The organism is Acidovorax sp., assembly GCF_034519795.1.
GTDB lineage: Bacteria > Pseudomonadota > Gammaproteobacteria > Burkholderiales > Burkholderiaceae_C > Acidovorax.
Genome location: NZ_JAXHOB010000007.1, coordinates 84,423 through 111,033 on the forward strand (window position 1 = coordinate 84,423; position 26,611 = coordinate 111,033).

Below are 26,611 nucleotides of genomic sequence, written 5' to 3' on the forward strand. Positions count from 1 at the left end.
CATGGCCCGCAAGAGCAGCATCGACCGCCTGCCCGAGGAGGTCAAGGCGTACATCCAGGCCATGCTCGCCACCGGCTCGCAGACCCTCGACGAGCTGATCGCCGACCTGCGCGAGCGCTTTCCCATCGAGTCGGCCTCCGGTGATCTGCCCAGCCGCAGCGCGGTGGGCCGGTATGGCCAGAAGCTGGAGCGCCGCCTGGCCGCCATCCGCGCCAGTACCGAGGCCGCCAAGATCATCCAGGCGCACGCAGGCGACGACAAGGACGCCCGCAGCGAGGCCCTTACGGCCATGGTGCAGACCGAGCTGTTCGAGGCCATCCTGGCGATGCAGGAGGCCAACGAAGACGCGGCCGATGCCGACCATGGCGAGCGCGTGGCCCTGCTGTCCAAGGCCGCCAAGAACATCGCCACGCTGACCAGGTCGAGCATCAACCTGAAAGAGTTCCAGGCCAAGGTGGAGCGCGAGGCGCGCGCCAAGCTCCTCGCCGAGCAGCAGGCCAACCTGCAGGAGATCGCCAAGGCCCAGGGCATGGGCAAGGAGCAGCTCGACTTCTGGATGCGTGACTTCCTGGGGATCAAGACCTGATGGCCGCGATCCAGCCGCTTGCCTCGACTTTGCGCACGCTGGAATGGGATGACCTCCCAGCCAGCGTGCGGTCCATTCCGGCCGACCTCAACCTGCTGGCCGATGGCATCTTGATGCGCCACCAACGCGAGGGGGCAGCGCTCACGCATTCCATCGTCGCGATCCCCAAGGGCCGTCGCACCGGGATGACGTTCGCCATCATGCTGCGCAAGACCTTGGTCGCGGCAGTCCGCAAGGAGCTGGGCGGCAAGAACGTTTTTTACATCGGCGACACGAAGGAAAAGGGCCTGGAGGCCATCGGCTACGTCGCCAAGTTCTCCCGCCTGATCGCCAAGGCGCAGGGCGAAGTCTCGGGCGTCGAAGAATTCCTTTTCGACGACCAGGATCCGGTGACCGGCAATACCCGCCAGATCTCCGCCTACCGCGTGCGCTTCGCCAGCGGCTATCAGATCTGCGCGCTGTCCAGCCGCCCCGCGAACATCCGGGGCCTGCAGGGCGACGTTGTGCTCGATGAGGCAGCGTTTCACCTGGTCGTGCAGGACGTGCTCGATGCCGCGACCGCTCTGCTGATCTGGGGCGGCCAAATCACCGTCATCAGCTCGCACAAGGGCAAGAGCAACCCGTTTGCGCAGTTCTGCCGCGACATCGAGGCCGGCAGGTATGGCGCCGATGCAGTGGTCTACACCGTCACCTTCGACGACGCTGTCGCCAATGGCCTGTATGAGCGCGTCTGCCTGATGGCGGGCACCGAGCCAACCGAGGAGGGGAAAAAGGCCTGGTACAGCAAGATCCGCAACGGCTACGGCGTGCGCAAGGCCGCCATGCGCGAAGAGCTGGACGCCATCCCTCGCGATGGCAGCGGTGTCTCACTGCCTGGCAGCTTGATCGAACAGGCCCAGGTGCTGGAGCCCGAACGTGTGCTGCGCCTGGCGCTGGACGATGACTTCATCAACAAGTCGCCCGAGGAACGCATCGCATGGGCAGACGACTGGATCCAGCGCTACCTGGTGCCGGCCCTGGCAAGGCTGGACCCTCAGCTGCGCCACGTCTTCGCGCAGGACTATGCCCGGCACCGGGACTTTTCCAGCTGGGGCGCGATCAGCATCGGACTCGGCATGCGCCGCCAGTTGCCCCTGGTGATCGACATGCACAAGGTGCCCTACGCCCAACAGCGCCAGATCATCTGGTACGCCATCGACCATCTGCCGCGCCGCTGCGGCGGGGCCATGGACGCCACCGGCTCGGGTGAGTCCCTGGCCGAGGAGACTGCCGACAAATACGGCCGTGGCCACGTGCACCAGGTCAAGCTGAACCGCGCCTGGTACGGCACATGGATGCCCAAGCTCGTGCAGGGCTTTGTAGACGGCGCCATCGACATCCCGGCCGACCCCGATATCGCAGGCGACCTGCGCGCCATCGAGGATGTGGACGGCATCGCCATGGTCGTCAAGACGCGCCGCAAGGACATCAAGGATCCAGAGCTGTTCCGCCATGGCGACAGCGCCGTCATGCTGGCCCTCGGCTGGTTCGCCACCTTGAACATGAGCGGCGCCATCGAATGGACGCCCGTGCCCCAGCTCCCCCGTGGCTTCGACAACCTTCGCGACGGCGACCAGGACGACGACCTGCAGACGCCCGAGCACTCCGCTACCTGGTGACCCCCATGGCTACTTCCCGCATCCTCGGCCCCGACGGCCAGCCCATCACCACGCCCGACCTGGCAGAGCCGCAAACCTCGAGGCTCACCCATCTGCAGCGCGAGCTGCAGCGCCATCCCACGCGCGGCCTCACGCCCTCGCGCCTGGCCCGCATCCTCGACCAGGCAGAGGAAGGCGACCTGATCTCCCAGTTCGAGCTGTTCGAGGACATGGAAGAAAAAGACGGCCACATCGCCAGTGAGATGAGCAAGCGCCGCCGCGCATGCGTGCTCGACTGGGAGCTGGCCGCGCCCGTCAACGCCAGCGCCGCCGAGCAAAAGGCCACAGACCAGCTCAGCGAGATGATGCTGGAGATCCCGGACTTCGAGGACATGGTGTTCGACCTCACCGACGCCATCGGCAAGGGCTACGCCTGCCTGGAGATCGAATGGCACAGGGTCGAGCGCTACTGGCTCCCCAAGACCATCACCCACCGCCCGCAAAGCTGGTTCACCCTTCATCGCGGCTACCGGCAGGAGCTGCGCCTGCGCACGAACAACGTGATCGAAGGCGCCGTGGGCGACCCCCTGCAGGCCTTCGGCTGGATCACCCACGTCCACAAGGCCAAGAGCGGCTACCTGGAGCGCGCCTCGCTGTTCCGCACCCTGGTGTGGCCCTACCTCTTCAAAAACTACTCGGTGGGCGACCTGGCCGAGTTCCTGGAGATCTACGGCATCCCCCTGCGCCTGGGCAAGTACCCATCCAGCGCCAGCGAGAAAGACAAGGCCACCCTGCTGCGCGCCCTGGTGGGCATCGGCCACAACGCGGCCGGCATCATCCCCGAGGGCATGGAGCTGGACTTCCTCGACGCGGCCACCGGCGACCCTGCCGCCTTCGAGCTGATGATCAGCTGGTGCGAGCGCACCCAGTCCAAGGTGATCCTGGGCGGCACCCTCACCAGCGGAGCCGATGGCAAGAGCAGCACCAACGCCCTGGGCAACGTGCACAACGAAGTGCGCAAGGACCTGCGCGATGGCGACGTGCGCCAGGCCAACACCACGCTGTCGCGCGACCTGGTCTACCCCATGGCCGCCCTCAACGGCCTGGCACCTGGTGGCCTGCGCCGCGCCCCGCGCATGCAGCTCAACGCCCAGGAGCCCGAAGACCTCACCGCCTACGCCGACGCACTGCCCAAGCTGGTGGCCGTCGGCGTGCGGCCCACGGTGGCCTGGGCGCACGAGAAGCTGGGTATCCCCCAGGCCCAGGACGGCGAGGCAGTGCTCGGCGCCCCAGCCCCTCCGCCGCCCCCAGAGCCGCCTGCAGGTGCTCCGGTACCGCCAACCCCGCCAGCACCGCCAGCACCACCCGTGGGCCAGGCGGCCGCGACGGCAACGCTGCCCAGTGCCGGCATCGACCTCCCGCCGCCCGTGCTCATGCAACCGCAACTGGCCCGCACCATGGCCCCGGCGCTGCAGGCGTGGATCGAGCCCATCCGCAACCTGGTGGAGAGCGCCACGTCGCTCGAAGCCATCCGCGATGGCCTGGAGCAGCTGCTGCCCGGCATGACGCTCGACCAATACGCCACCCTCATGGCCGAGGCCCTGCGCGCAGCCCAGCTCGCAGGCCGGTCGGACGTGCTCGATGAAGCCGCATCCCCTCGCTGAAATCCCGCCCGCCGAGAAGGCCCCTGACCCCCAGGGGTGCGGCCTTCGGACGTCGGCGCCGCCTTCCCCGGCTCCACGCCGTTTATAAACGCCTCGTCGGCCCTTTCCATGTCCCAAGCTGCCTACGGTTCTCTGCCTTTCGCCGAGCAGTCGGAGTTTTTCCGGCGCAAGGTCAACCTGCCGACCGACGGCTGGACCGACATCTACACCCGCGAGCACGACTGGGCATTCGTGATCGCCGGGGCCAACCGCGACGCCATCGTGTCCGACTTCCGCGCGGCCGTCGCCAAGGCCATCGACGGCGGCGCCACGCTCGAAGACTTCCGCAAAGACTTCGACACCATCGTCGCCAAGCATGGGTGGGACTACAACGGCGGGCGCAACTGGCGCAGCCGCGTCATCTACGACACCAACCTCGCCACCAGCTACGCGGCCGGGCGCTGGCAGCAGCTGCAGGCGGCGCCGTTCTGGCAGTACGACCACCAGGACTGGGTGCAGAACCCCCGGCCCGAGCACCAGAGCTGGGACGGCCTGGTGCTGGAGCAGGGCAACCCCTTCTGGCAAACCCACTTCCCGCCCAACGGCTGGGGGTGCCACTGCAAGGTGCGGGGGCTGTGGCCACGCGACCTGCAGCGCCTGGGCAAGTCCGGGCCCGACCAGGCCCCAGCGGTCAACCTGGTCGAGCGCGTCATCGGCCAGCGCAGCGCCATTGGCCCGCGCACCGTGCGCGTGCCTGAAGGCATCGACCCGGGGTTTGAGTACTCCCCAGGCAGCGCCCGCCTGCGCAGCGCCATCCCGCCCGAACGGCCAGACCCACCACTGCCAGGCAGCGCAGGCGGCCCCGGCCTGCCCAACCGCCGCCCGCTCGATCCGCTGCCACCGCCCCGGCCGCTGCCGGCGACCGAGCTGCTGCCCAAAGGCCTGACCGAGCGTGAGTATGTCGATGCCTACCTGCATTCCCTGGGCGTGCAACCAGGCGCTCCGGCCATCGTGCGTGACGCCATCGGCGAGCGCCTGGTGGTGGGCGAGGAGCTGTTCACCAACGCCAAGGGCAATCTCAAGGTGGCCAAGCGCGGGCGCGAGCAGTACATGCGCCTGCTCGCCCGGGCACTGGTCGACCCCGACGAGATCTGGGCCCGGCTGGAGTGGCAGCACAGCCAGGCCAAGGCCGTCGTGCGACGGCGCTATGTGGCGCGCTACCTGGTCGAGGGGCAGGAGACGCCGGCCCTGGCCGTGTTCGAGCTGGGCGCCGACGGGTGGAGCGGCATCACCACCTTCCAGGGCGAGACCCAGTCCGAGGACGAGTGGCGCATCGGCGTGCTGCTGTACCAGCGAGTGGTGGAGTGAGCGCCAGGCGCCAGAAACAGCGATGCCAGCCCGGCGCCACGGGCTGGCATCCATCGCAGCAAGGGTCGGTGGGCCTGGCGCGGCCTTCTTGCCTGATGTACGGGCGATTTTAGGAGAAAGCAGCCATGGCTGGAACCCGGATGGAATTCAGGGTCGACGACCGCGAGGCGCTGGAGATGCTGGAGCGCCAGGCGCAGCCGCCCGGCAGCGACATCATGAACCGCATCGGCGAGTACCTGCAGGCGTCCACGCAAGACCGCTTCACGACCCAGACCGCCCCCGACGGCACGCCGTGGCAACCCTTGAAAGCGCGTTACGCCAAGCGCAAAAAGTACAACCCCGACAAGATCCTTACCCTGCGCGGCTACCTGCGCAGCGGCATCCGCCACCAGGTCACCGGCGATACCTCGGTCGAGGTGGGCGCCAACCTGGCCTATGCAGCCATCCACCAGCTCGGGGGCACCATCGACATGCCGGCGCGCCAGGCCACCGTGCGATATCGCAGCGTCGCCGGCCGCACGCTGTTTGCCAGCCGCAAGCACAAGCGCGCCACAGAGCGCCAGGTCAGCATCGGCAAGCACCAAGTGGTGATGCCGGCGCGGCCTTACCTAGGCATCAGCGAGGCGGACTACAAGGAGATCCGCGAGATCATCCTGCATTGGGTCATCGCGCGAAACTAGCATTGGCCGCCCATATGCAGCGGTGAGCGCTATCGTCAATCCTATGGTGGGATTGAAGTATGCGGGGAGCGAGTTACCTCAGGTAATTGTTGCCATAGTTGATCCAGCTGCGAGGTGTATTTACCGGTACGCCATTGCCTCCCCGGACCCAGGAGTAGGTGTCGCCTGCCTGGACATGGATTGACCAGCTTCCGCCGGGGGGGAGCACGGCGTTCGACTGCCCCGCACTCCCGTTCTGATACCAGACGGTCACAGAAACCGTGGTACCGGTCTGATTGAGGAAGTTGGCAAGCCCGGCAGAAATCTTCACGGAGGTGTTCTCGGCCGTGAAGTTGATACGAGGTGCATTTGCGTCGAAATCTGCCTCGGAGAATGGAACTACGTTCGTCATATTTACCCCTACAGGTTTGAGTGAATGGGCGGATTGCCCGCGCCAAATTCTGATTAGACGAATTTGGTTGTCCACAAAAATTTGGACATTCAACGCAGGCCGGCCGCACACTCTTCGCCAGTCGCAGGCAAAAGGGAGCCACCGAGCGCCAGGTCAGCATCGGCAAGCATCAGGTCGTGATGCCTGCGCGGCCGTACCTGGGCATCATCGAGGCTGATGATCAGGAGCTTCGGGAGATCATTCTGGACTGTGTGGTTGGTCGAGCTGGTGGAGCGCCTTGAATGCTTGCAACCCGAGCACTATGGCCTCAGACACCCATCCAATTTGGAATTCAGCATTGTCGAACCGGGGTCCCGAGTAGAAGGAATGAACCCCTTCAGACACCTCAACAAAATGCGCGTCTGTGCTTCGCTCGGTGGCATGCGCACCCACCAAGCTGCTGCCTCGGAAGACCATTTGATACTCGTACTCCATGCCAGCATCCTCAGCAGCGCTGAATATGGACCATTCTTCAAGTCGAACGCCATCGCGCCATCCCCCTGTAGAGCGGGCCTCAAGGATCGTCCTTGTCTCAGCATCCATGGCATCGTAAACACCTGGCTTCAAGAGTCCGTTCGCCTGCTTTGCCATTTGAATTCGGCTGTTGTCTTCCAGTTTTGCGAACTTGCTCGGATCCTTCCAAAGTGCGCAAGCATAGAAAAGACACTCGTATGCATTGCGAAGCGTTGACCATGCTGGACCAGCATTCCCTTGCTCGATAAGAAACAACGTCGCTTGGCAACTTGAGATGGTGCGCAGCCATAACGCATGCCCCGCCATCCAACCTTTGTCATTCTTTAAATGCTCAGGGGGGTCCGCCTCCGAGACTGAGAGAGCGGACTCCATAGCCTTCCTCGCTTGCCTGATTGTTGCCTCGTGTTGAGGATCAAGGGTTCGCGCTGTCTGTTGAATGGATGGTTGGTTCACAAGGTGTCTCCAATTGGTTCGCCATTGTGAGGCTCACATCAACATAGTGGACGCGGGAACAAGACGCCGTGCGCGCCGCCGCAGACCATTGCGGCATGCATCAGCGCACCACCTCCCGAAACCGCCTCGGCCGCACCGGCATCGCCGTGTGCTCGGCCCTCGCTGCGGCCACGGCCGTGGCCATCCAGGCCTGCACCTACCAGGTGCCCGCCAAGACCCGCCTGCAGGGCGGCCAGATCCTCCTGCAGGTCACCCCGGCCGGCAGCTTCGCGCCCAGCGACGGCCGCGAGATGGATTCCCCCCCGTGGAACATCGACGCCGCCAGCGCCCAGGCCGTCATCCAGCGCTTTGCCGCAGCGACCGCCAACCAGCCCCTGGTGCTGGACTACGAGCACCAGACCCTCAACAAGGCCACCAACGGCCAGCCCGCGCCCGCTGCCGGCTGGTTCCGTGAGCTGCGCTGGATCGACGGCAAGGGCCTGTACGCGGTCGCCGAGCTGACCCAGCGCGCCCAGGACTACATCGCCAACGGCGAGTACCTCTACTTCTCGCCCGTCTTCGAGTACTCCAAGGCCACCGGCCAGGTGCTGGCCCTGCACATGGGCGCGCTCACCAACGCCCCGGCCATCCACGGCATGGAGCCGCTTTCCCTCCTCGCGGCCGCCACGGCCGCATTCATCGTCCCGCCCCAACAGGAGCCATCCGTGAATCCATTGCTCAAGGCCTTGCTGGCCTCCCTCGGCCTGCCCGAGACCACCACCGAGGAAGCCGCCACTGCGGCGCTCACAGCCCTCGGGCCTCTGTCGGCCCTGCAGGGCCGCGCCACGGCCGCCTGCACAGCGCTCGCACTGCCCGCCGACGCCACGGCCGACGCCGTCACGGCCGCATGCACCAGCCTGCGCACCGCCAGCGCAGGCGCTCCCGACCCTGCCAAGTACGTGCCCATCGCCGTGGTGGACGAGCTGCGCACCAACATCACCGCGCTCACCGCCCGCCAGCAGCAGGCCGACGTCGACAGCCTGGTCGGCAAGGCGCTGCAGGACGGCCGCCTGCTGCCCGCCATGGAGACCTGGGCCCGCGATCTGGGCAAGACCAACGTCGCCCAGCTCAGCTCCTACCTGGCCGCAGCCCAGCCCATCGCGGCGCTGCAGGGCACCCAGACGGGCGGCCTGCCACCTGGTGGCCTCGCCAAGGGCGACGCCCAGCTGAGCGCCCCCGAGCTGGCCGTGTGCTCTGCCATGGGCCTGACGCCCGAGCAGTACAAGGCCGGCGCTACCGCCGTCGCAGCCGCCGCCTGACCAGGCCGGCCCAGTCCCTCACTTCCCAGGAGCACCACCCATGGCAGCACTCGCCAAAGACCGCAACACCCTGCGCCGCGACGGCAAGCAGATGGAGCCGCCCGTCGCGGCCGCCACGCTGATCTACGCCGGGGCCCTCGTGGCCATCAACGCGGCGGGCTACGCCGTGCCCGGGGCCACCTCCACCACCCTCAAGGCGGCCGGCGTGGCCGAGGCCCGGGCAGACAACACGGGCGGCGCCGCTGGCGCCATCCGCGTGCCTCTGCGCAAGGGCTGGCACCAGTTCGCCAACAGCGCCTCGGGTGACGCCATCACCCTGGCCGACGTGGGCGCCGACTGCTTCATCGTCGACGACCAGACCGTCGCCAAGACCAACGGCAGCAACACGCGCAGCGTGGCCGGCAAGGTGGCCGACGTGGACGCCGACGGCGTCTGGGTCAATTTCGCCTGACCCGCCCGCAGCCCCCCCCAACTTCCGAGAGCACGCAATGATCCTCAATGCAGCCAACCTTTCCATCCTGAACCAGTCGTTCAGCGCGGCCTTCCAGCTCGGCCTGGGCGGCGCCCAGCCCATGTGGGGCCAGATCGCCACCCTGGTGCCCAGCGCCACGGCCGAGCAGAAGTACGCCTGGTTGGGCAAGTTCACCAAGTTCCGCGAGTGGATCGGTGAGCGCCAGTACCAGAACCTGGCCCAGCACGACTACGCGGTCAAGAACAAGACCTGGGAAAACACCGTCACCGTCAGCCGCGACGAGATCGAAGACGACCAATACGGCATCTACAAGCCCGTCATCCAGCAGCTGGGCCAAGACGCCGCCGAGCACCCCGATGAGCTGGTGTTCACCCTCCTCAAGGCCGGCTTCACCACGCCTTGCTACGACGGCCAGTACTTCTTCGACACCGACCACCCCGTGGGCCCGCCCGGCAAGCAGGTCAGCGTGAGCAACTTCCAGGGCGGCAGCGGCACGGCCTGGTACCTGTTCGACACGTCCAAGGTGCTCAAGCCGCTGATCTACCAGAAGCGCCGCGACTACGCCTTCCAGTCCAAGACCAATCTGAGCGACGAGAACGTCTTCAAGCAAAACGAGTTCGTCTGGGGTGCCGATGGCCGGGGCAACGTGGGCCTGGGCCTGTGGCAACTGGGCTACGGCAGCAAGGAAACGCTGAGCACCACCTCCTACGCCGACGCCCGCGCCGCGCACCAGAGCCTGGTGGGCGACAACGGCAAGCCGCTGGCGATCCGCAGCACCGAGCTGTGGGTGCCGCCCAGCCTGGAGCAGGAGGCGCTGGAAGTCGTGCAGGCCGAGCGCCTGGCCAACGGCGCCACCAACGTCATGCGCAACCTGTCCAAGGTCGTCGTCTGCCCCTGGCTGATCTGACCTGACCCGGCCAGGCCTGTCGCCCCATCACCACCCAACGGAGCCCATCACCCATGGCAACCACCAAGACCACCACCAAGCGCGGCCAGGCCGCCAAGGCGCCAACTGCTGCCCCTGTCACCAAACCCACGGCCGACAAGGCCCAGGGCCTCAAGGTGGTGCCCAAGCGCCCGGGCTTCCGGCGCGCCGGCTACGCCTTCGACGACCCGGCCGGCAGCGTGATCCCGCTGGACGACCTCACCGACGACCAGTATGAGGCCCTCACCACCGAGCCCGCCCTGGTCACCCACCTGGTCGACCTGCCGGAAGACGGCGCCGGCCAGGCGCAGGACTGAACTCCCACCAGCGACGAAGAAGGGCAACCGCCCGACCCGCCAACCTCTTCCAAGCCGGGGCTGGATAACGGGACCACTGCAGGAAAGCCCCGGCGCTTCGATCAACCCACCTCTGGATCCCGCCATGAAAAAGAAGCTCCTCGCGTTCGGCCAGCAGCGCTGGCGTGATCCATCGGCCGCTCAGCGCGTCCAGGCCCCGCCGCAAGGCCGCCCGGTCCCAGACCTGGTGGTCAGCCAGGCCGGCATGGCCCGCCTGGCCCAACGCCTGCGCGCCGCTGCCCCCGCTCGTACCGCCTGAACCTGCCGCCATGCCCTACATCACCCCCCTCGAACTGGCCGAGCGCCCCGGCGCCCAGGAGCTTTCGCAGGTCGCCAGCAGCGACGGTCAGCCCCTGGTCGAAGTCGCGCTCATGGACGCCACGCTGCGCGGCACCGACCGCAGCGCGTGGACGCCCGACCAGGTCACGGGGGCTGATGCCGCGCTGGCCCGCATCCAGGACGCCGTGGCCGAGGCCGGCGCCCTGATCGACGGCCACCTGGCACAGGGCGGCTATGCGCTGCCACTGGACCTGTCGTCGGGCAGCGCCGGCAAGACCATGCTCACGGCCTGGGCCCGCGCGATCAGCCGCTACCTGCTCAACGGCAACCGCATCTCCACCGAGTCCCAGGACCCGGTGGCCCGCGACTATCGCGACGCGCTGCGCCTGCTCGGCCAGGTCGCCCAAGGCAAGCTCAAGCTGGGCGCAGAGGACCCGTCCACCAGTGCCGGCGCTGGCAGCAGCACCGACGTGCGCTTTGACGGCGCCCCCAATGTCTTCGGCCGCAGCGAGCTGCGCGCTTTCCGCTGATCGCCCGCCATGGACGTCCAGCCCTTCCTCGACCGCCTCAAGGCCGAGAGCACCGCGTTCCGGCTGCTCGACTCGGCTGCGGGCCTGGAGCAGGCGATGCAGGAGTTCCGGGGCACCACACCGGCCGCCTTCGTCGTGGCCATGTCCGAGCGCGGCGCCGAGATGCGCCACACGGGCGACGTCGACCAAGAGCTGCTCCAGGTCTTCGCAGTGATCCAGGTCGTGCAGCCCAAGCCCGCGCCCGGCGTGCCCGGCCTGGTCGAGTGCCGCCGCCAAACGCGCGCAGCCCTGGTGGGCTGGGAGCCCGAGGAGGAGCTGGGCGAGCCCGTGCTGTTCCTGGGCGGCGAGCTGGTCGACCTCAAGCCCGGCCAGCTGTGGTGGGCCGATGAGTTTTTTGTGAAGAGCTACTACAGGAGCACCCCGTGAGCAAAACCAATGGCAAGCAAACCTCTGCGGCCACCACCACCAACCCGGACGGGGCGCAGACCAGCACCGCAGCTGCCGCCCCTGCCGATAGCGCCGGAGCCGTGGTTCAGCCCACGCCGGCCAGCCAGGCCACCAAAGCGCCCGACCAGCACCACGGTCGCGGCGGCGCCTACACCCGCGTCAACGGCGTGCGCGTCCCCGTGACGGACGCCGGCACCACCACCGAAGGAGAAACCAGCAATGCCTGATCCAGTCATCCGCCTGCGCAAGATGGCCATCCTGGCCGCCATCGAGACCGTCAAGGGCACCTTCGTCGTGCCGGTGGCGGCCGACGCCCTCGAAGTCAGCAACGTCACCATCACGCCCATCGAGGGCGAAGAGGTGGACTACGACATCGTGCGCGCGCACTTCGGGTCCACCGAGTCCGTGCTGGTCACCCAGTACCGCAAGATGGCCTTCCGCGTGGGCTTTGCCGGCGTGGGCACGGCCGGCGAGATCCCGGGCTACTCCAAGCTGCTGCGCGGCTGTGCCATGAGCGTGACCAACACCGTGGGCACCGACACCGTGTTCGAGCCCGTTGACGACGCCATCGAGAGCATGTCCATCTATGCGGTGATCGACCGCAACGTCTACAAGATGCCTGGCGCAGCAGGCACCTGCAAGATCGAAGGCGCGGCCAAGCAGCTGCCCTGGATGAACTTCGAGTTCACCGGCGCCTTCGTGCCGGTGGAGACCGTGGGCGCCATGCCAGCCACGACGACCACCGAGTTCCAGCTCCCGCTGGGCGTGAACAAGGCCAACACCCGCGTCAAGCTCGACGGTTCCTATTGGGCTTGCAACGCCTTCTCGGTCGACCTGGGCAACGTGGTGGTCAAGCAAGACCTGACGGAGGTGGATGAGACCGAGGTCACCGACCGCAAGTCTATGGGCTCCATCACCATCCGCGACACCCTGTCCAGCACCAAGGACTGGATCGGCATGGTCAACCAGACCGTGCCCTTCGAGCTGGTGCACGGCCTGGCCGCCACCAACACCGTCAAGGTCGAGGCGCCACTGGCCCAGATCGGCAAGCCCACTTTCGGCGAGGCCGATGGCATCCAGATGGTCACGCTGCCGCTGCGGTTCATCCCCAGCGACGCCGGCAACGACGAACTCGTCATCACCGTCTGACCACCAGGCGGCCCCGGCCGCCTTGTTCTTTCATCCCCTGCAAACCCGTTTCAAAAGGAGCACGCTTTTCATGTCCGTCGTCATCAACCCGCATCCCGCCTTCTGGGCCCCCGGCCACCTGGTGATCCCTGACCAGCCAGACAAGCCATTCGTCTTCAAGTACAAGGCGCGCTTTCGGCACCTGAGCGAGGCAGAGCAGAAGGACCTGGACGACAAGATCGCGCTGAACCAGGAACGCCAGCAGGCCCACTTTCAGGCCATCCTCAAGCGCGAGCCCGTGCCCAAGTTCGAGGCCGCGATCACCGACAAGGAAATCGTCGCGCTGGTGATGGTGGACTGGGAAGGCTTCACCGACGCCGAGAAAAAGCCCGTGCCCTATACCCCGGCCGCCCGCGACCAGGCGTGCGCTGATACCCGGGGCCTCGACGCCTCCTTCTGCCGCGCCTACCTCGAAGCCCGCAACCCGTCGCAGGTGCTCAAGGACGCGGAAAAAAACTCCGAGGCGCCGCCCGCCACCACCTGACGGCCGGCGGCAGGCGCCAGGCCAGCAGCGAAGAGATGGAGGCCGATTTCGCGCTGCTGGGGGTGGACACCGAAGGTGCCCGCCTGGCGGCCGGCGCCAGCGCCACCAGCGGCGAGAACGAGAGCGGTGACTTCGAGCTATGGCCCGAGCACCAGCAGGCCTGGGAGGTGTTTCTCGATTGCGGCCGCCAGTGGCGCGTGATCGCCGGCATGGGCGGCGTGTACTTCCAGGGCCTAGAGGCCACGGCCGTGGAGTCCAGCTTTCGCATCCTGGGCGTGCCCCGCAAGGACTGGAAGCGCGTGCGCTCCCAGCTCATGGTGCTCGAAGACGAAGCGGCAGAGATCCTCAACGAACGATGAAACAATAGGGCGGCATGTCAGAAGTCAAGGTTGTTCTGCGGCTGGAAAACGGCCAGTACGTGGCCGATCTCAAGGCCACCGGCGCCGAGCACCAGGCATTCAGCGCCCAGGTCGCGAGCAGCTCGTCGACCGCGTCGACCAGCCTGGGCAAGGTCACCAGCGAGCTGCAGGCGGTGGGCGCCGCGTCCACCAATGCCACCGCTGCGGCCGCAGCGCTCGACCAGGCCAGCCAGGCGGCCACCACGGCAGGCGCGGCCGTCAGTGCCATTCCGCGCCAGTTGCAGGGGGTCGCAGCCCAGTTCACCTCGGCCCAGGGGAGCCTGGCCGGCGTATCGCGCCAGGCCGGGGTGACGCAGGCCAGCCTGACCGGCGCCACCACTGCCGCCCAGGGCCTCGGCACCACGCTGCAGACCACCGGCACCCAGGCCACCCGGGCGGGCGACACCACCGTGGCCGCGACGGATCGCATGCGCGACGCCATGCGCCGGGCCGAGCAGGCGTCGCGCAGCGCGGGCGTATCGGCCGCCCAGACGGCGGCCGCACTGCGCAACGTGCCCGCGCAGATCACCGACATCGTCGTCAGCCTGCAGGCCGGCATGAACCCGATGACCGTGGCCCTGCAGCAGGGTGGCCAGCTCAAGGACATGTTCGGCGGCATCGTGCCGGCAGCGCGGGCCTTGAGCGCCTCGCTGATGGGCATGGTCAACCCCTACACCCTGGCCGCAGCCGGCGCAGCCACCCTGGCCGCCGGCTACTACCAGGGATCCAAGGAGGCGGACAACTACCGCCAGGCCATTGTCATGTCGGGCAACGCAGCCGGCACCACGGTGGGCCAGATGGCCGACATGGCCAGGGCCATCGCCACGACCACAGGCACCCAGTCGGCCGCTGCCGGCGCGCTCGCCGAGATGGTTTCCATGGGCCGCGTCTCGGGCGACAACCTACAGTACTTCACCGAGGTCGCGCTCGGCCTGGAGAAGTATGCGGGCGTGCCCATTAAGAACACGGTCGGCGCCCTGGAAGAGCTGGGCAAGGCGCCCCTGCAGGCCAGCCTCAAGCTCAATGAGCAGTACCGCTACCTCACCGAGTCGGTCTATGCGCAGATCAAGGCCCTGGACGAACAAGGGCGCAAGGAAGATGCCGCTGCGCTGGCCCAGAAGACCTTCGCCAGCGCCATGGAGTCGCGCAAGAACGAGCTGGTCGCCAACCTGGGCAGCATCGAGCGCGGGTGGCTGGCCGTTACCGGCGCCGCCAAGAAGGGTTGGGACGCCATCCTCAACGTGGGCCGGGCCGAGACCACCCAGCAGAAGCTGGACGAAGTGGGCGCCAAGATTGCGGCGATCCGCAAGGTCCAGGCATCGGGAGGCTTTGAAACCAATGCCGGGGGCGCTGCCACAGGTGGCGGTTCTGCGGGCAACAAGGCCAGAGAAAAGCAGTTGGAGGTTCTTGTCGCAGAGCAGGCCGCCCTGCAGGAATCTGCGCGGCTGGAAAAGCGGGGCGCCGAGGCCAAGGCCGAGACCAACCGACAGATGGAGGCCCGCGCTGACTGGGACAAGATCGTTGCCTCCAATCGCACCAAGGAGCAGCAGCAGGAAGCCGAGGTCATTCGGATTCGCAATGCAGGCGTGCAAGCCGGCCTCAAAGAGCTGGATATCCAAAAGCAGATCGACGCCTACAAGGCCCGCACCGCCGACAAGGGCGCCGGTGCCGGCACCGCCAGCGCAGCCCTGGCCCGCGAGATCGGCGAGCTGGAGCAGCTGCAGGCCGAGGCTACCGGCATCTCAGCGCGCGCCATCGCTCAGCTGGAAGCCCAGCACAAGGCCGGCCTGGTCAGCGAAGCGGCCTACTACGTGCAAAAGCGCGACCTGGCCCTGCAGGCCAACGCCGACCAGCAGGCCATTGTGGAGCTGGAGCTGGAGGCGGTGGAGTCGTCCAAGGGCTCGGCGGCCGAGAAGGCCCGCGCCCGGGCGCAGTATGGCAAGGAGCTGGCCACGCTGGTGGGCCAGGAGCTGACGATCCAGTCCACCTACGAGGACCAGGTGCTGGAGCTGGAGGCGCGCATGGCCGCCCAGCGCATCGAGCTGCGCCAGAAGGAATCGGCCGGCATCGAGCAATGGATGGCAGAGCAGCAGGCCGCCCAGCGCGAGAACCTGGCGAGCATTGAGGAGCGGATCATCTCGCTCGCCGATGAGGAGAAGGCCGCCGACCTGGCCGCCGCCAAGAACATCAGCCTCGCCGAGGCCATCGAGCTGGTGACCATCGCCCGCCTCGAAGAGCAGCGCAACACCAAGTTCTACGAAGGCAGCGATGGCTGGAACCAGGCCACACAGGAAATCGAAGCCCGCCGCCGCCTGGCCGCGCAGATCGGCAGCAGGGAAACCAAGGACGCTGCGCGAAAGGCCGGCGATGAGGCCAAGAAGGAGCTGGACCGCGCGGCCGACCACTACACCCAGGGCCTGGTGAACGCCGCTATGCAGGGCGGTGAAAGCCTGGAGCGCTACATCACCGACACCCTCAAGCGCCGGGCGTTCGAGATCGTGCTACAGCCCGTCATGAGCGGCTTGGGTGGCCTGATGGCGACCGTGATGGGAGCGGGCGGCGGTGGTGGTGGGGTCGGCGGTGGCGCTGGTGGTGGCGGGCTGAGCAACCTTGTCAGCCTCGGGTCCAACGCCTACCAGTTTTCCCAGGGCACTGGCATGCTCTACAACGCCTATGGTGCAGCCAGTGCGTACATGGGCATCGGCAACAGTGCCGCTGCTGCGTACCTGTCGCACCCGTTGGCCGGCATCGCCACAAACGGCACGGTATCGGGGCTGGCCACGTCGTCGGCCGGCAGCACGCTTGGTGGGGGTGCCGGCGCAGGTGCTGCCGGTGGCTCTTGGGCGGCAGGCGGCATCGCAGCGCTTATCGCCCTGGCGGTAATTAACGCAGTGGGCGGCATGCGCTCCGAGACGATGATCGGCTCGGGCCTGGCGGGCAAGCTGGGCGGCAAGGACAAGCTCACGCCGTGGGAGGAATGGAGAGAGGGCGGCACGTTGGTCAGCGGGCCGGAGTTTTCGACCGGGAACCCGTTGGAGGTGTTGGCGGAGCAAAAGCGCCGTCTGCAAGTCGAGCGCGACGAAGGGCGTGGTGAAACCAACTACGCCGTGTCTCTGCAGGCCACTGTCACGAGCTTGGAGGAGTCCACCAAGGGCCTCGCCACGCAAACGGAGGTGTTTGATCGCGAGATCCAGAAGGGATACAAGGCCTACCGCGCGAACGTAGTGCAGATGGCGGATTCGCTGGGGCTGGGTACTGACGCGATCAAGGATTGGGTCTACGAGCTGGGTGCGCAGGATCTGAACCTCATGGGCCTCAAGCCCGAGGAAGTCCAGGCGAAGATTGCCGAAACGTTTGGCAAAGCCGGCACGGACATGGCGGAGATGTTGATCGGGACGGTCAAAGAGGTCACAGACACCGTCATCGATACGCGGGTGGACACCACCGACCCGCAGAACCCGGTCTACACCACCGAGACCACGGTCACCAAGCGGATGGAGTACCAGGCAAGCGTCTACGCCAAGGCCGGCGAGACTGCGATCCAGACCTTGGAGCGCCTGTCCACCAGCTTCGGTGCGCTCAACAACGCCAGCAGCGCACTTGGCTTCGGGATCCATCAAGGCAGCTTGGCGGTGGCCGCGTTCGCCGACAACTTCATTGAGCAATTCGGGGGGCTTGAGCGCCTCACCAACAGCACCAACACGTTTTTCCAGAACTTCTACACCGACGAAGAGCAGCGCCAGGAACTGGCCCGGCGCGGCGAGCGTGAAGCTGAGCGCTTGGGCCTCAAAGGGGTTACAGCAGAGGGCATCCTGCAACTCGCCGCCACGGGCAACAAAGAGGCGGTAAAGGACGCGGTCAACTCGCTGAAGGACAACCCGGCGCTGTACGCCGATGCGATGGACCTTGTGAACGGGCTGATCCCCCTGTTCAATTCTGCGCCCACCCCGGCCGCCACGACCTCGACGGTCTCGGACGGCCAACGCGAGGCCGAGGCAGAGGCCAAGCGCATTGCCGACCAGCGCAAGTCCCTGCAGGACCAGCTCGACGAGCTGACCATGACCCGCATCGAGCTGCTGGAAAAAGAGCGCAACGCCATCGACGCCAGCAACCGCTCGCTGTGGGACCAGGTCCAGGCGGCCCAGACGCGCAAGGCCATCCAGGATGAGATGCCCGCGCTGCTCGACAAGTACCGCACGCCAGAGCAGCGCACGGCCGCGCAGTACGACACCATCAGCGCCGACCTGGCCGCTGCCGGCATCAACGTGACCGGGGAGCAACTGGCCGCAGGCGCCAAGCAAGGGATCGCAGAGTTCGCCATGGCGATATCCGCCCTGGGCACCACCTCCGATGAGACCCGCCTGGCCGTGATGCGCGCCGCCAGCAGCCTGGCCGACCTCAAGCAGGCGGCTGTGGACAGCGCCAGCGCGGCGGCCGACGCCGCCCTGAACTACCTGGGCCGGGCCATCGAAGCGCAGAAAGAGGCCATCAGCTCGGCCGCCAACACGCGTATCAAATCCCTGCAAAAGGAGGCCGAGGCCCAAAAGCAGGCCGAGCAGGCAGCGACGGAGGCCCTGTCATCGGTCGCCCAGATCACCGAGTCCCTGACCCGTGCCGTGCGCAACCTGCGCGGCCAGGTCGAGAGCACCACCCTGCAGGACCTGGCCCAGGCCCGCCGCTTTGTGCAGGATTCCGTCGCCGCAGCCCTGGCCACCGGCGCGCTGCCCGATGCGGAAGAGCTCAACCAGGCCATCGCATCGGTCACCTCCGACAACAAGCAGCGCTACGCCTCTGCGGTGGACTGGGAGATCGCCCAACTCGACCAGGCCAACCAGCTGGCCCAGCTGGAGCAGCTCGGGGCCCGGCAGAAGACGGTGGCCGAGCAGCACCTGCAGGCGACCCAGGACCAGGCCCGGCTGCTCGAAGAGGAGATCACCACCATCCAGGAGGGCGCTGAGAAGTCCCTCAAGGCGCTGGACGAGCAGCTCAAGGCCGCCCAGGAGCAGCTGGAGCTGGCCAAGGGCATGGATGCCTCCCTGAAGAACATCGACGCGGCCACGGCCAACTTTGCGGCGGCCCTGGCCGCACTCGCCTCGGCGAACGCCGCCAGCAGCTACCGCCCGGGCGGCGCCACCACCGCGCCAGGCGGCACGCCCCAGCCCAACGCCCCGCGCGTGGTGCTGGACGGCCCCAATGGGGCCCAGTACGACAGCAGCAGCGGCATCTTCTACGCCGGCAGCACGGGCTTGCCCTACCAGGCGTCGGCGTTGGGCGCTGCGGCCGTGGACATGGTCAACGCCGGCCAGGCCAAGGACCTGTACGACATCGCCCAGGCCAACGGTATCACCGCCGCCATGCTGGCCGAGTGGACGGGCAGCAGCGCCACCAGCATCAATGACTGGGCCAAAGCCAACGGCCTGCCTTCGTTCGACGTCGGCACCAATTACGTGCCCCACGACATGCTGGCCCTGATCCATGAGGGCGAGCGCATCGTTCCAAAGAAGTACAACCCAGACGCCAGCCCCGGCATGTGGACGGGGGCACAAGCCATCAGCGCGCGCCTGCAGCGCTCGGGCGAGCGTGCTGGGGGCGAGGCGGCCGTCTCCTCGGTCATCACCACCCTCGGCCGCAGCGTCGAGCAGCTCGGCGAAGGCATCGGCTCCCTCAAGGACGCCGCCCTGCAGACCCGCGATGCCGCCCGGCGCACGCGGGATGTGATGGAGGCCGCTGCGCGCGGCGAACTCAAGCTCTCGGTGACCACGTCATGATGCGCGTCCTCCCATCCCTCACCGTCACGCCCACCATGCTGCTGTCGACCAGCGTGGCCGTGGAGGATCCATCGCCCGTGTGGGCCGCCGCCACGGCCTGGGCCAAGGACGACCTGTGCCACCGGGTGGAGACCCGCCTGGTGTACCGCCGCATCACGGCCGGCACCACGGCCACGGCCCCCGAGTTGGACGCGGACAACTGGAAGGCCATCCGCCCGACCAACAAATGGGCCATGTTCGACCATCTGCGCTCGACGCAGACCACGGTGTCGGGCGGGCCCCTCACGGTGGTGCTGCAGCCTGGCCAGCGCGCCGACAGTCTGGGCCTGCTCAACCTGGTGGGCTCCCGGGCCACCATCCAGGTGCACCAGGGCGACACGCTGATCACCGAGCGCGAGCAGAGCCTGATCCAGCACAGCGCCCAGAACTGGTACGAGTACTTCACCGGCGACCCCGAGCAGCGGCCCAGCCTGGTGCTGTGGGACCTGCCGCCATTCCGGGACGCCAAGATCACCGTGACCATCGAGCCTGCCTCGGGCGTGGCCTCGTGCGGCCGGCTGTCTGTGGGCATGGGCGTGCAGGTTGGCGAGGTCGAATGGGAGCCAGAGAACGACGCCCTCAACTTCAGCCGCATCGAGCGCGAGTTCGACGGCACCTTGACGCCCGACGTGACGCTGATCGCCCGCCGATCGGTGCCCAAGGCCAACCTGCGCGTGCGGATCGACGCGGGCAACGTGCCCCGCATGCTCAAGCTGCGCGAGCAGCTCAACGCCGTGCCTGCGCTCTGGGCCGGGTGGACCCGCTACCCGAACAGCCCCTATGCCGAGGCGTTCCTGTTGTACGGCATCTACCGCCGCTTCCCCATCCGGCCCAGCAACAAGCTGTACGCCGCTGCCGACCTTGAAATCGAGGAAATGTGACCATGCCCGGACTCTCCGACCTGATCGCCCCCGTCGCTCCCACGGCGTTGCCGGCGTTCTCCACGCCCCCGAGCCTCACCAACCCGGTGAACTTCGCCGAACGCGCCGACGCGCACGTGGCCGAGGTGGTGGCCCAGGTGCCCCTGCAGAACGCCGCCAATGCCAACGTCCACCACAACGCCCAGGCGGCCTACCTGGCCGCCCAGGTGGCGGTGCCGGCGGCCGAGGTGACCTTGGCCGCGCGCGACCAGGCTCTGGCACATGCTCTGACCGCCATCAACGCCCCGGGCACCTCGGCAACCAGCACCACGCTGTTGACCATTGAGGGCGAGGGCTCAGAGCCCGGCTTCGAGATCGAGACGGGCAAAGACTTTGTGGCTGGGTCCTATGTCACCTTGGCCCACGCTGACAACGTGATGCACGGCGTGCTGCTGGCCTACGACAAACCCAGCGGCGCAGCCCAGATGCTGGTTCTCAGCTCGCGCGGCGCCGGCACGTACAGCAGCTGGACCTTGGCCCTGAGCGGCCCACCCGACAACACCCCGCGCAAGCGGCTCTTTTACTTCGCAGGAGCTTGAGACCCATGGCCATCGGAAAACTAGGCGCGGCCGATCTCGCCGCCAATGCCAACACCACGATCTACAACCCCACCGGGGTCGCGGGCACGGTGACGCTGAGCCTGTGCAACCGCACTGCCAATGGCGCCCTGGTGCGCGTGGCGCTCGCAGCCGCTGCGGCGCCCACGGCCGCCGAGTGGCTGGAGTACGACTACTACCTTGGCCCCAATGCGGTGCTGGAGCGCTCGGCCATCGTGGTCGGGCCGGGCCAGCACCTGGTTGCCCGCGCGAACGCGGCGGGCGTGTCTGCAGTTGCCTTCGGATTTGAGGACTGATCACCATGGGACGTATCGCTACAAACACCCCCGACGCGCCGGACCAGCCGCTGTCGCTGATTGCCGCCGCCGCCATCGCTGCCGGCGACCTGGTCAAGCTGGAGGCCACCAACGGACTGGCGCGCACGATGATGGCCGACTACACCATTGCCCAGCAAAACACGGCGGCTGGCGCCACCTCGCTGCGCGGCTACAACTATGTCGATACCGGCGTGTACGGCACCACGGGAAGCGCCTACGGCCTATGCCTGCGCAACATCGTGCCGACGCCCGATGGCGGCTGGGCGACGGTGTACACGGGCAATGGGTCTAACGCCAACACCAACATCACCTTTGCGCTGTATGGCACCAATGCCGCGCTCAAATTCAAGTCCACCTTGACCACGTCAGCATCGGTCAACAACGCGCGGCTGACCAAGGCCGGCGCCGACAACGTGATGGCCGTCTGGAACGAGGGAACCTCACTGTACGGCGCGGTCCTCAACAAGACCACCGGGGCGGTGGTCACGGCGGCGTTTGCCATCGGCACCGTTGCATCGGCGGCGGCGGGAACGGATTGGAACCTGACCACCCTGGCCAGCGGGGAGGTGGTGGTGGCATACAGCGGCGGGAGCAACGCCGCATTCAAGCGTTACAGCGCGGCGGGTGTGCTGCAGGGCGCTGAGGTGGTGGTGGAGGCTGGTTCTACGCCGAACTACTTCAGTATTCTTGCGCTGGCGGCAGGCGGCTTCGTCGTGCGCTATGCACGTACCGCCGCGACCCAGGGCATCAAGCTGGGTCGCTACAACGCGGCCGGCGTGCTGCAGGGCGCCCTGGTGTCTGTCACGTCGGGGGCCGGGCTGATCGAGGGCGGCACCAGCGCCGAAGCGTTTGAAGGTGCCGTCGAGCACAAGCTCATCGAGCTGAGCAACGGCAACATCGTGACCAACAACCCGGCAGTGCTGACCCAGGTGTCGATCAAAATCTACGATGCATCGCTCAACCTGCTGAACACCGTGACGGTGCTGCCCAGCGTGACCAGCGGGAACCATGGCCAGGCAAGTCTGTGCGCTCGCAGTGCGGGAGGCTTCTATTTTTGCTCCAACAACTCCAGCCCCATGCTCCAGTACGACAACACGGGGTTGTTGGTCCGGACCGGCAACAGCGGCACGGGCGGGCTGCACGCTCGGCTGTTTGACCGGCCCGGTACTGGGCCTGCTACGGTGGTGTTTGCCCAAACCCTGAACACCACTAGCGCAGTCTACGTGCGCTCGCTGGACGGGTCGTTGGTACTGGAGAGCACGCAGTTGACCGCGATCAACAACGCCAGCAACAGCGTGGGCCAAGTATGGGCCGAGCTGCTGGACAGCGGGGTGGTGGTGGTTGGGTATGCTGGTCGGTCCACCTCGCTGTACTACGTTCAGGGAGTGGCCTCCGTGACCGCCGCATCGGTGATCGGCGTGGCCAGTGCTGCTGCGGCGGCCGGGGCGCCTGTGCGGCTGTCCACGGCGGGCAAGTTTGCGATCAACCAGAGCTTTGCGGCCGAGGCGTTCGACCGCCGCTCTGCAGCGCCGGCAGGGACCAAGGGCAATGTGTACGGCTCCACGGCGGTGCTGGCCGGCCTGGCCGGGTGAGGGGGGCGCACATGTGGACGCTTAAAGACGCAGACGGGGCTGTAGTGTTCTCCGGCACGGAGCCCATCCGGTACATGCCCGACCGCGCAGGCTGGCAGGCACAGAGCACCCTGTATGCCGACCCTGGCAAGTTGCTCACCTATGAAAACCTGCCCGAGGCTTCGGCCGAGCTGGTGGCGCGGATCGACGCGGACGTGGACCGCATCTACGATCAAGTGATGGGCCGGCGCCAGGCCGAGTACGAGCGCGCCGAAGCCGAGGGCCGGGCCTATGCGGATGCGGGCTACACGGGCCCGGTGCCGCCCATGGTGCAGAGCCATGCAGCGGCAAAGGGCTGGGTGGCGCAGGTGGCTGCGGATGACATCCTGGCCGTATCAGCCGCTTGGCGCACAGCGCAGGAGACCTTGCGTACGCAACGGCTGCTGCGTAAGGAGCAAGCGCGCAACGCGCTGGGATCTGCTTCGCTCAAGGCCATTGAAGCGACCTGGGCGGGCTTCGTTGCCGCTGTACGCGCCCAGTTGGGCATAGGAGGTGCGTGATGCTGTTGGCCTCGTACAAAGCCATCCGCCCGGGCATGCAGGGCATCGCCAACCGCCTGATTCGCTGGCGCCTGGACGGCATTTACAGCCACAACGAGGTGGTGTTTGAGCCAGGCGATGGTGTCGACCACCTGATGCCCGATGGCACCTGTGAGCCCGACGCTTCGGGCGCCCTGTGGTGTGCCAGCAGCGTGGCCTGGGAGCGCCTGCCAGCGACGTCTCCGCGCCGGCCTGGCCGCCGAGGTGGCGTGCGCCTCAAGCGCATCAAGCTGGACCCGGCCCACTGGGACCTGGTGAAGTACCGCCGCGACCCCCTGGCGGCCGCTGTCCATTTCAAGCGCCGGGAGGGCGCCCTGTACGACTGGCAGCTGATCCTGGGTTTCGTGGCCTGGTTCTTCCGGCACAAGGCCTCGCGCGACACATGCTCCGAGTTCTGCACCGAGGCGGGCGGCCAGCTCGAAGGCCGCCGCGTGGACCCATGCACGCTGCACCAGATCGTCGCAGCCGAGGACCGCTACTTCCGCTCGCTGCTGTGGCTCGCGGCCGCAGGAGAGGAGGCGGCCTACTGAAGAAAAAAGACGGGCGACCCGTGCTGGTGCGCTAACACCAGCCCGAGCCCCGAACCCGCAGAGTAGACCTGCAAGCCCGGCAAGACCCGCCACCCTGATCAGAGTGCGGCGAGTCTATCGGAAGTTTCAACCAGAGAAACCGGCTTGCAATGACTGAAATTCGATGTGGCGCCTGCCGCAAAAAGCTCGGCGAGGGCGAATACACCGTCCTCACCATCAAATGCCCCCGTTGCGGGGCCGTCAACACCCTGAGGGCCATGAGCCCCCCACCCGAGCGCCGCAGAGCGCCCAACGGACCCTCTCATGGCCCCCAGTCCCATCATTCCCTGGATCGGCGGCAAGCGCCGCCTGGCTGAGCTGCTGCTCAGCCGCTTTCCCGCCCACAGCTGCTACGTCGAGGTCTTCGCGGGCGGCGCGGCCGTGTTCTTCACCCGCCACCCCGCCGAGGTCGAAGTGCTCAACGACGTCAACGGCGACCTGGTCAACCTCTACCGCGTGGTCACCCACCACCTGGAGGAGTTCGTCCGCCAGTTCAAATGGGCGCTGTCGAGCCGCCAGATCTTCAAGTGGATGCAGGAGACCCGCCCCGAGACCCTCACCGACGTGCAGCGCGCCGCCAGGTTCTTTTACCTGCAGCAGCAATCCTTCGGCGGCCGCGTCGCCGGCCAGACCTGGGGCACCGCCACCACGGCCCCCAGCATCAACCTGCTGCGCATCGAGGAGAACCTCTCAGCCGCCCACCTTCGCTTGGCCAACGGCGTCTACATCGAGCAGCTCGACTGGGCCGCCTGCGTCGACCGCTACGACCGCCCCCACACCCTGTTCTACCTCGACCCCCCGTACTGGGAGACCGAGGGCTATGGCGTGCCATTCCCCTGGGAGCAGTACGAGCTGATGGCGGCCAGGCTCAAGGAGATCAAGGGCAAGGCCGTCATCAGCATCAACGACCACCCAGCCATCCGCCAGTGCTTCGCCGCCTACGACATGGAGGAACTGCGCATCGACTACACCGTTGGCGGCGGCGCCAATAGGGTGGAGCGCGGCGAGTTGGTCATATACAGTTGGGACCGCCAGGCCGAGCCGGCCGGGCTGTTTTAGAAGGTGACGCATGACCAAATACCTTACATACCCTAAAAACCGTCCTGTCCGACTATGGAACGTGAACTGCCCTTACTGTGGACGCAAGTTCGACGCCGGCACCGTGATCAACGAAGAACATGTTGTCGGGCGCAAGTTTGTTCCCAAGGGCACCATGGAGAACCAGTTCAATTTGATTCTCAATGCGTGCAAGGTCTGCAATGACATAAAGAGCCAGCTTGAAGACGACATCTCGGTGATCTCAATGATCCCGCGCAGTGCAAGCAGGCCGCCTGAGGTCGAGGCGATGCTTGCCTCTGAGGTAGCAAGAAAGGCCCACGGATCTGGGAGTCGCAGGACGGGACGCTCGGTCGCGAAGAGCGAGGAGAGAGTCGAGCTTAAGGGGCAATTCGGCGGCGCCACCTTTACCTTCGGCTTCATAGCACCGCCTCAGGTCGACGAAGATCGTGCGTACAAACTTGCGCAGATGCACTTTGACGCGTTCTTCTTCGAGGCGCATTACAGTGAGCATTCGAAACTCGGCGGCTTTTTCCCCCATCGACACCACTACAACGCCGGCTACTTCCCAAGAAGCAACTGGGGTGATCAACGATCCAAGTGGTTCATGGACACCACGGCGGAATGGCCGCTCATCGCAGCCGTGGGTACGGCCAAAGGCTACTTCCGCTTAATCATTCGCCATTCGCCGTGCCAGACGATGTGGTCATGCGCAGTTGAATGGAATTGCTCAGTTCGGGTCATGCGCATCTTGGGAAAGGATGCTGACGTGCTCAAGACACTCATCAACACAGGTCCTCAGCCGAATGCGACGTGGCACAAGGACAGTGATGGAAACCCCACGAGAGCCGCAGTGGAAAGAGAGTTAGACGCCGCAGATGATCGACTCTTCATCGTGACGGAGTCGGAGGGAGCCTAGTTGTTATCGCGCCCTACGGATGAAATTTATTTACGACCGTTGAAACGGAGTACCTGAGAATTTATCGCAGGGGCTAGGCGCAAGTTTTCGCGCCCCGCTTCAGCTGCTACGCACGACCGCCTGACCGGGGTGCTCAACCGGGCGGGTTTCATCGATCAGGCCGAAGCGCTGTTCCGCGCCACGGCAGGCCGCCAGCGGGCATTTTCAGCGCTGATGCTCGATATCGACCACTTCAAGAGGGTCAACGACGTGTACGGGCATGCGGCTGGTGATCTGGTGCTGGCGGATTTTGCACAACTGGTCAACCGCTGCCTGCGTGACACCGACGTGCTGGGCCGCTTGGGGGGTGAAGAATTCGCGGTGCTGCTGCCCGACGTCTCCGCTGCGGTGGCCCGGGCAGTGGCCCAGCGCATCTGCGACGCCTGTGCCGCGCATGCCACCGTGCTGGAGGATGGCACGCCGTTGGCCTTCACGGTCAGCATCGGGGTGGCGCATGGGCCCGATGTGCCGGTGGCGCTGGATGCCTTGCTTTCAGCCGCGGACGCGGCGCTCTACCTTGCCAAGCAATCGGGCCGCAATCGGGTGGTGATCAGCGGCGACGAATCCCTGCCCGCTGCGACCGCCGTGCCGTAGTGCGCGCGCGGGGGC

At 66.7% G+C, this 26,611-nt stretch carries 30 protein-coding genes; 28 read left to right on the forward strand and 2 right to left on the reverse strand.

The annotated features are described in order from the left end of the window. Position 1 precedes the first annotated feature (1 nt). The 5 genes from U5N23_RS06590 to U5N23_RS06610 all read left to right on the forward strand — a co-directional run bounded on the left by U5N23_RS06590 (position 2) and on the right by U5N23_RS06610 (position 5,914). Complete coding sequence (locus U5N23_RS06590; RefSeq protein ID WP_322592005.1) at positions 2-586, forward strand: DUF3486 family protein; 585 nt, start codon at positions 2-4, stop codon at positions 584-586. Then, the gene (locus U5N23_RS06595; RefSeq protein WP_322592006.1) at positions 586-2,244 is read left to right on the forward strand and encodes a hypothetical protein; all 1,659 of its coding nucleotides are present in this window, start codon (positions 586-588) and stop codon (positions 2,242-2,244) included. The genes U5N23_RS06590 and U5N23_RS06595 overlap by 1 nt, the downstream gene beginning before the upstream one ends. Positions 2,245-2,249: 5 nt before the next feature. After that, complete coding sequence (locus U5N23_RS06600; RefSeq protein WP_322592007.1) at positions 2,250-3,887, forward strand: DUF935 domain-containing protein; 1,638 nt, start codon at positions 2,250-2,252, stop codon at positions 3,885-3,887. Positions 3,888-3,995: 108 nt separating this feature from the next. Beyond that, positions 3,996-5,234 (forward strand): PBECR2 nuclease fold domain-containing protein, encoded by a 1,239-nt coding sequence (locus U5N23_RS06605; RefSeq protein ID WP_322592008.1) that lies wholly within the window; start codon positions 3,996-3,998, stop codon positions 5,232-5,234. A 125-nt stretch (positions 5,235-5,359) separates the two neighbouring features. Continuing rightward, positions 5,360-5,914, forward strand: a complete 555-nt coding sequence (locus tag U5N23_RS06610) for a phage virion morphogenesis protein (RefSeq protein ID WP_322592009.1) — start codon at positions 5,360-5,362, stop codon at positions 5,912-5,914. Positions 5,915-5,987: 73 nt separating this feature from the next. Here the strand turns inward: U5N23_RS06610 and U5N23_RS06615 are convergent, their stop codons facing one another. After that, entirely contained in the window at positions 5,988-6,305 is a 318-nt protein-coding gene (locus U5N23_RS06615; protein WP_322592010.1) for a hypothetical protein, read from the reverse strand. A gap of 179 nt (positions 6,306-6,484) precedes the next feature. Between U5N23_RS06615 and U5N23_RS33090 the strand changes: the two genes are divergently transcribed. Next, positions 6,485-6,586 carry a hypothetical protein gene (locus tag U5N23_RS33090; RefSeq protein ID WP_416208583.1) on the forward strand — a complete coding sequence of 34 codons (102 nt, stop codon included), beginning with the start codon at positions 6,485-6,487 and terminating at the stop codon, positions 6,584-6,586. Here U5N23_RS33090 and U5N23_RS06620 read toward each other — a convergent pair. Further along, positions 6,543-7,271 carry a DUF5677 domain-containing protein gene (locus tag U5N23_RS06620; protein WP_322592011.1) on the reverse strand — a complete coding sequence of 243 codons (729 nt, stop codon included), beginning with the start codon at positions 7,269-7,271 and terminating at the stop codon, positions 6,543-6,545. The two genes, U5N23_RS33090 and U5N23_RS06620, sit on opposite strands and share 44 nt — an antisense overlap. Before the next feature lie 95 nt (positions 7,272-7,366). Here U5N23_RS06620 and U5N23_RS06625 point away from each other — a divergent pair, with 95 nt between their 5' ends. From U5N23_RS06625 to U5N23_RS06730, 22 genes are all read left to right on the forward strand, one after another. Beyond that, positions 7,367-8,569 (forward strand): phage protease, encoded by a 1,203-nt coding sequence (locus tag U5N23_RS06625; RefSeq protein WP_322592012.1) that lies wholly within the window; start codon positions 7,367-7,369, stop codon positions 8,567-8,569. Between the two features lie 40 nt (positions 8,570-8,609). Continuing rightward, positions 8,610-9,020: a hypothetical protein gene (locus U5N23_RS06630; protein WP_322592013.1), complete on the forward strand. Its 411-nt coding sequence runs from the start codon at positions 8,610-8,612 to the stop codon at positions 9,018-9,020. Between the two features lie 37 nt (positions 9,021-9,057). Beyond that, positions 9,058-9,948, forward strand: coding sequence for a Mu-like prophage major head subunit gpT family protein (locus tag U5N23_RS06635; RefSeq protein WP_322592014.1), 891 nt, complete (start codon positions 9,058-9,060; stop codon positions 9,946-9,948). Positions 9,949-10,001: 53 nt separating this feature from the next. Further along, positions 10,002-10,283: a hypothetical protein gene (locus U5N23_RS06640; RefSeq protein ID WP_322592015.1), complete on the forward strand. Its 282-nt coding sequence runs from the start codon at positions 10,002-10,004 to the stop codon at positions 10,281-10,283. Positions 10,284-10,407: 124 nt separating this feature from the next. Then, a complete protein-coding gene (locus tag U5N23_RS06645; protein WP_322592016.1) occupies positions 10,408-10,581 on the forward strand; it encodes a hypothetical protein in 174 nt (57 codons plus the stop codon). Positions 10,582-10,591: 10 nt separating this feature from the next. Then, the gene (locus tag U5N23_RS06650) at positions 10,592-11,131 is read left to right on the forward strand and encodes a DUF1320 domain-containing protein (protein ID WP_322592017.1); all 540 of its coding nucleotides are present in this window, start codon (positions 10,592-10,594) and stop codon (positions 11,129-11,131) included. 9 nt (positions 11,132-11,140) lie between these two features. Continuing rightward, positions 11,141-11,557: a hypothetical protein gene (locus U5N23_RS06655; RefSeq protein ID WP_322592018.1), complete on the forward strand. Its 417-nt coding sequence runs from the start codon at positions 11,141-11,143 to the stop codon at positions 11,555-11,557. Next, positions 11,554-11,805, forward strand: coding sequence for a hypothetical protein (locus U5N23_RS06660; RefSeq protein ID WP_322592019.1), 252 nt, complete (start codon positions 11,554-11,556; stop codon positions 11,803-11,805). The genes U5N23_RS06655 and U5N23_RS06660 overlap by 4 nt, the downstream gene beginning before the upstream one ends. Continuing rightward, on the forward strand, positions 11,798-12,727 hold the full coding sequence (locus tag U5N23_RS06665) for a hypothetical protein (RefSeq protein WP_322592020.1): 930 nt from the start codon (positions 11,798-11,800) through the stop codon (positions 12,725-12,727). Before U5N23_RS06660 ends, U5N23_RS06665 begins: the two co-directional genes overlap by 8 nt. Positions 12,728-12,797: 70 nt before the next feature. Then, entirely contained in the window at positions 12,798-13,250 is a 453-nt protein-coding gene (locus tag U5N23_RS06670; protein WP_322592021.1) for a hypothetical protein, read from the forward strand. Positions 13,251-13,285: 35 nt separating this feature from the next. Then, positions 13,286-13,609 carry a DUF1799 domain-containing protein gene (locus U5N23_RS06675; RefSeq protein ID WP_322592022.1) on the forward strand — a complete coding sequence of 108 codons (324 nt, stop codon included), beginning with the start codon at positions 13,286-13,288 and terminating at the stop codon, positions 13,607-13,609. A 14-nt stretch (positions 13,610-13,623) separates the two neighbouring features. Beyond that, a complete protein-coding gene (locus tag U5N23_RS06680; RefSeq protein WP_322592023.1) occupies positions 13,624-19,416 on the forward strand; it encodes a phage tail length tape measure family protein in 5,793 nt (1,930 codons plus the stop codon). Then, positions 19,413-20,336, forward strand: coding sequence for a hypothetical protein (locus U5N23_RS06685; protein WP_322592024.1), 924 nt, complete (start codon positions 19,413-19,415; stop codon positions 20,334-20,336). Before U5N23_RS06680 ends, U5N23_RS06685 begins: the two co-directional genes overlap by 4 nt. A 2-nt stretch (positions 20,337-20,338) precedes the next feature. After that, positions 20,339-20,914 carry a hypothetical protein gene (locus tag U5N23_RS06690; RefSeq protein ID WP_322592025.1) on the forward strand — a complete coding sequence of 192 codons (576 nt, stop codon included), beginning with the start codon at positions 20,339-20,341 and terminating at the stop codon, positions 20,912-20,914. A gap of 5 nt (positions 20,915-20,919) precedes the next feature. Beyond that, positions 20,920-21,228 (forward strand): hypothetical protein, encoded by a 309-nt coding sequence (locus U5N23_RS06695; RefSeq protein ID WP_322592026.1) that lies wholly within the window; start codon positions 20,920-20,922, stop codon positions 21,226-21,228. A gap of 5 nt (positions 21,229-21,233) precedes the next feature. Continuing rightward, positions 21,234-22,841, forward strand: coding sequence for a hypothetical protein (locus U5N23_RS06700; protein WP_322592027.1), 1,608 nt, complete (start codon positions 21,234-21,236; stop codon positions 22,839-22,841). A gap of 74 nt (positions 22,842-22,915) precedes the next feature. After that, positions 22,916-23,380 (forward strand): hypothetical protein, encoded by a 465-nt coding sequence (locus tag U5N23_RS06705; RefSeq protein WP_322592028.1) that lies wholly within the window; start codon positions 22,916-22,918, stop codon positions 23,378-23,380. After that, positions 23,380-23,949: a hypothetical protein gene (locus U5N23_RS06710; RefSeq protein ID WP_322592029.1), complete on the forward strand. Its 570-nt coding sequence runs from the start codon at positions 23,380-23,382 to the stop codon at positions 23,947-23,949. The genes U5N23_RS06705 and U5N23_RS06710 overlap by 1 nt, the downstream gene beginning before the upstream one ends. Positions 23,950-24,098: 149 nt before the next feature. Further along, a complete protein-coding gene (locus U5N23_RS06715) occupies positions 24,099-24,305 on the forward strand; it encodes a Com family DNA-binding transcriptional regulator (RefSeq protein ID WP_322592030.1) in 207 nt (68 codons plus the stop codon). Continuing rightward, positions 24,253-25,047 (forward strand): DNA adenine methylase, encoded by a 795-nt coding sequence (locus tag U5N23_RS06720; RefSeq protein WP_322592031.1) that lies wholly within the window; start codon positions 24,253-24,255, stop codon positions 25,045-25,047. Before U5N23_RS06715 ends, U5N23_RS06720 begins: the two co-directional genes overlap by 53 nt. Before the next feature lie 10 nt (positions 25,048-25,057). After that, positions 25,058-25,963 (forward strand): hypothetical protein, encoded by a 906-nt coding sequence (locus U5N23_RS06725; RefSeq protein ID WP_322592032.1) that lies wholly within the window; start codon positions 25,058-25,060, stop codon positions 25,961-25,963. 63 nt (positions 25,964-26,026) lie between these two features. Continuing rightward, positions 26,027-26,596 (forward strand): GGDEF domain-containing protein, encoded by a 570-nt coding sequence (locus U5N23_RS06730; protein WP_322592346.1) that lies wholly within the window; start codon positions 26,027-26,029, stop codon positions 26,594-26,596. The last annotated feature ends 15 nt before the right edge of the window (positions 26,597-26,611 follow it).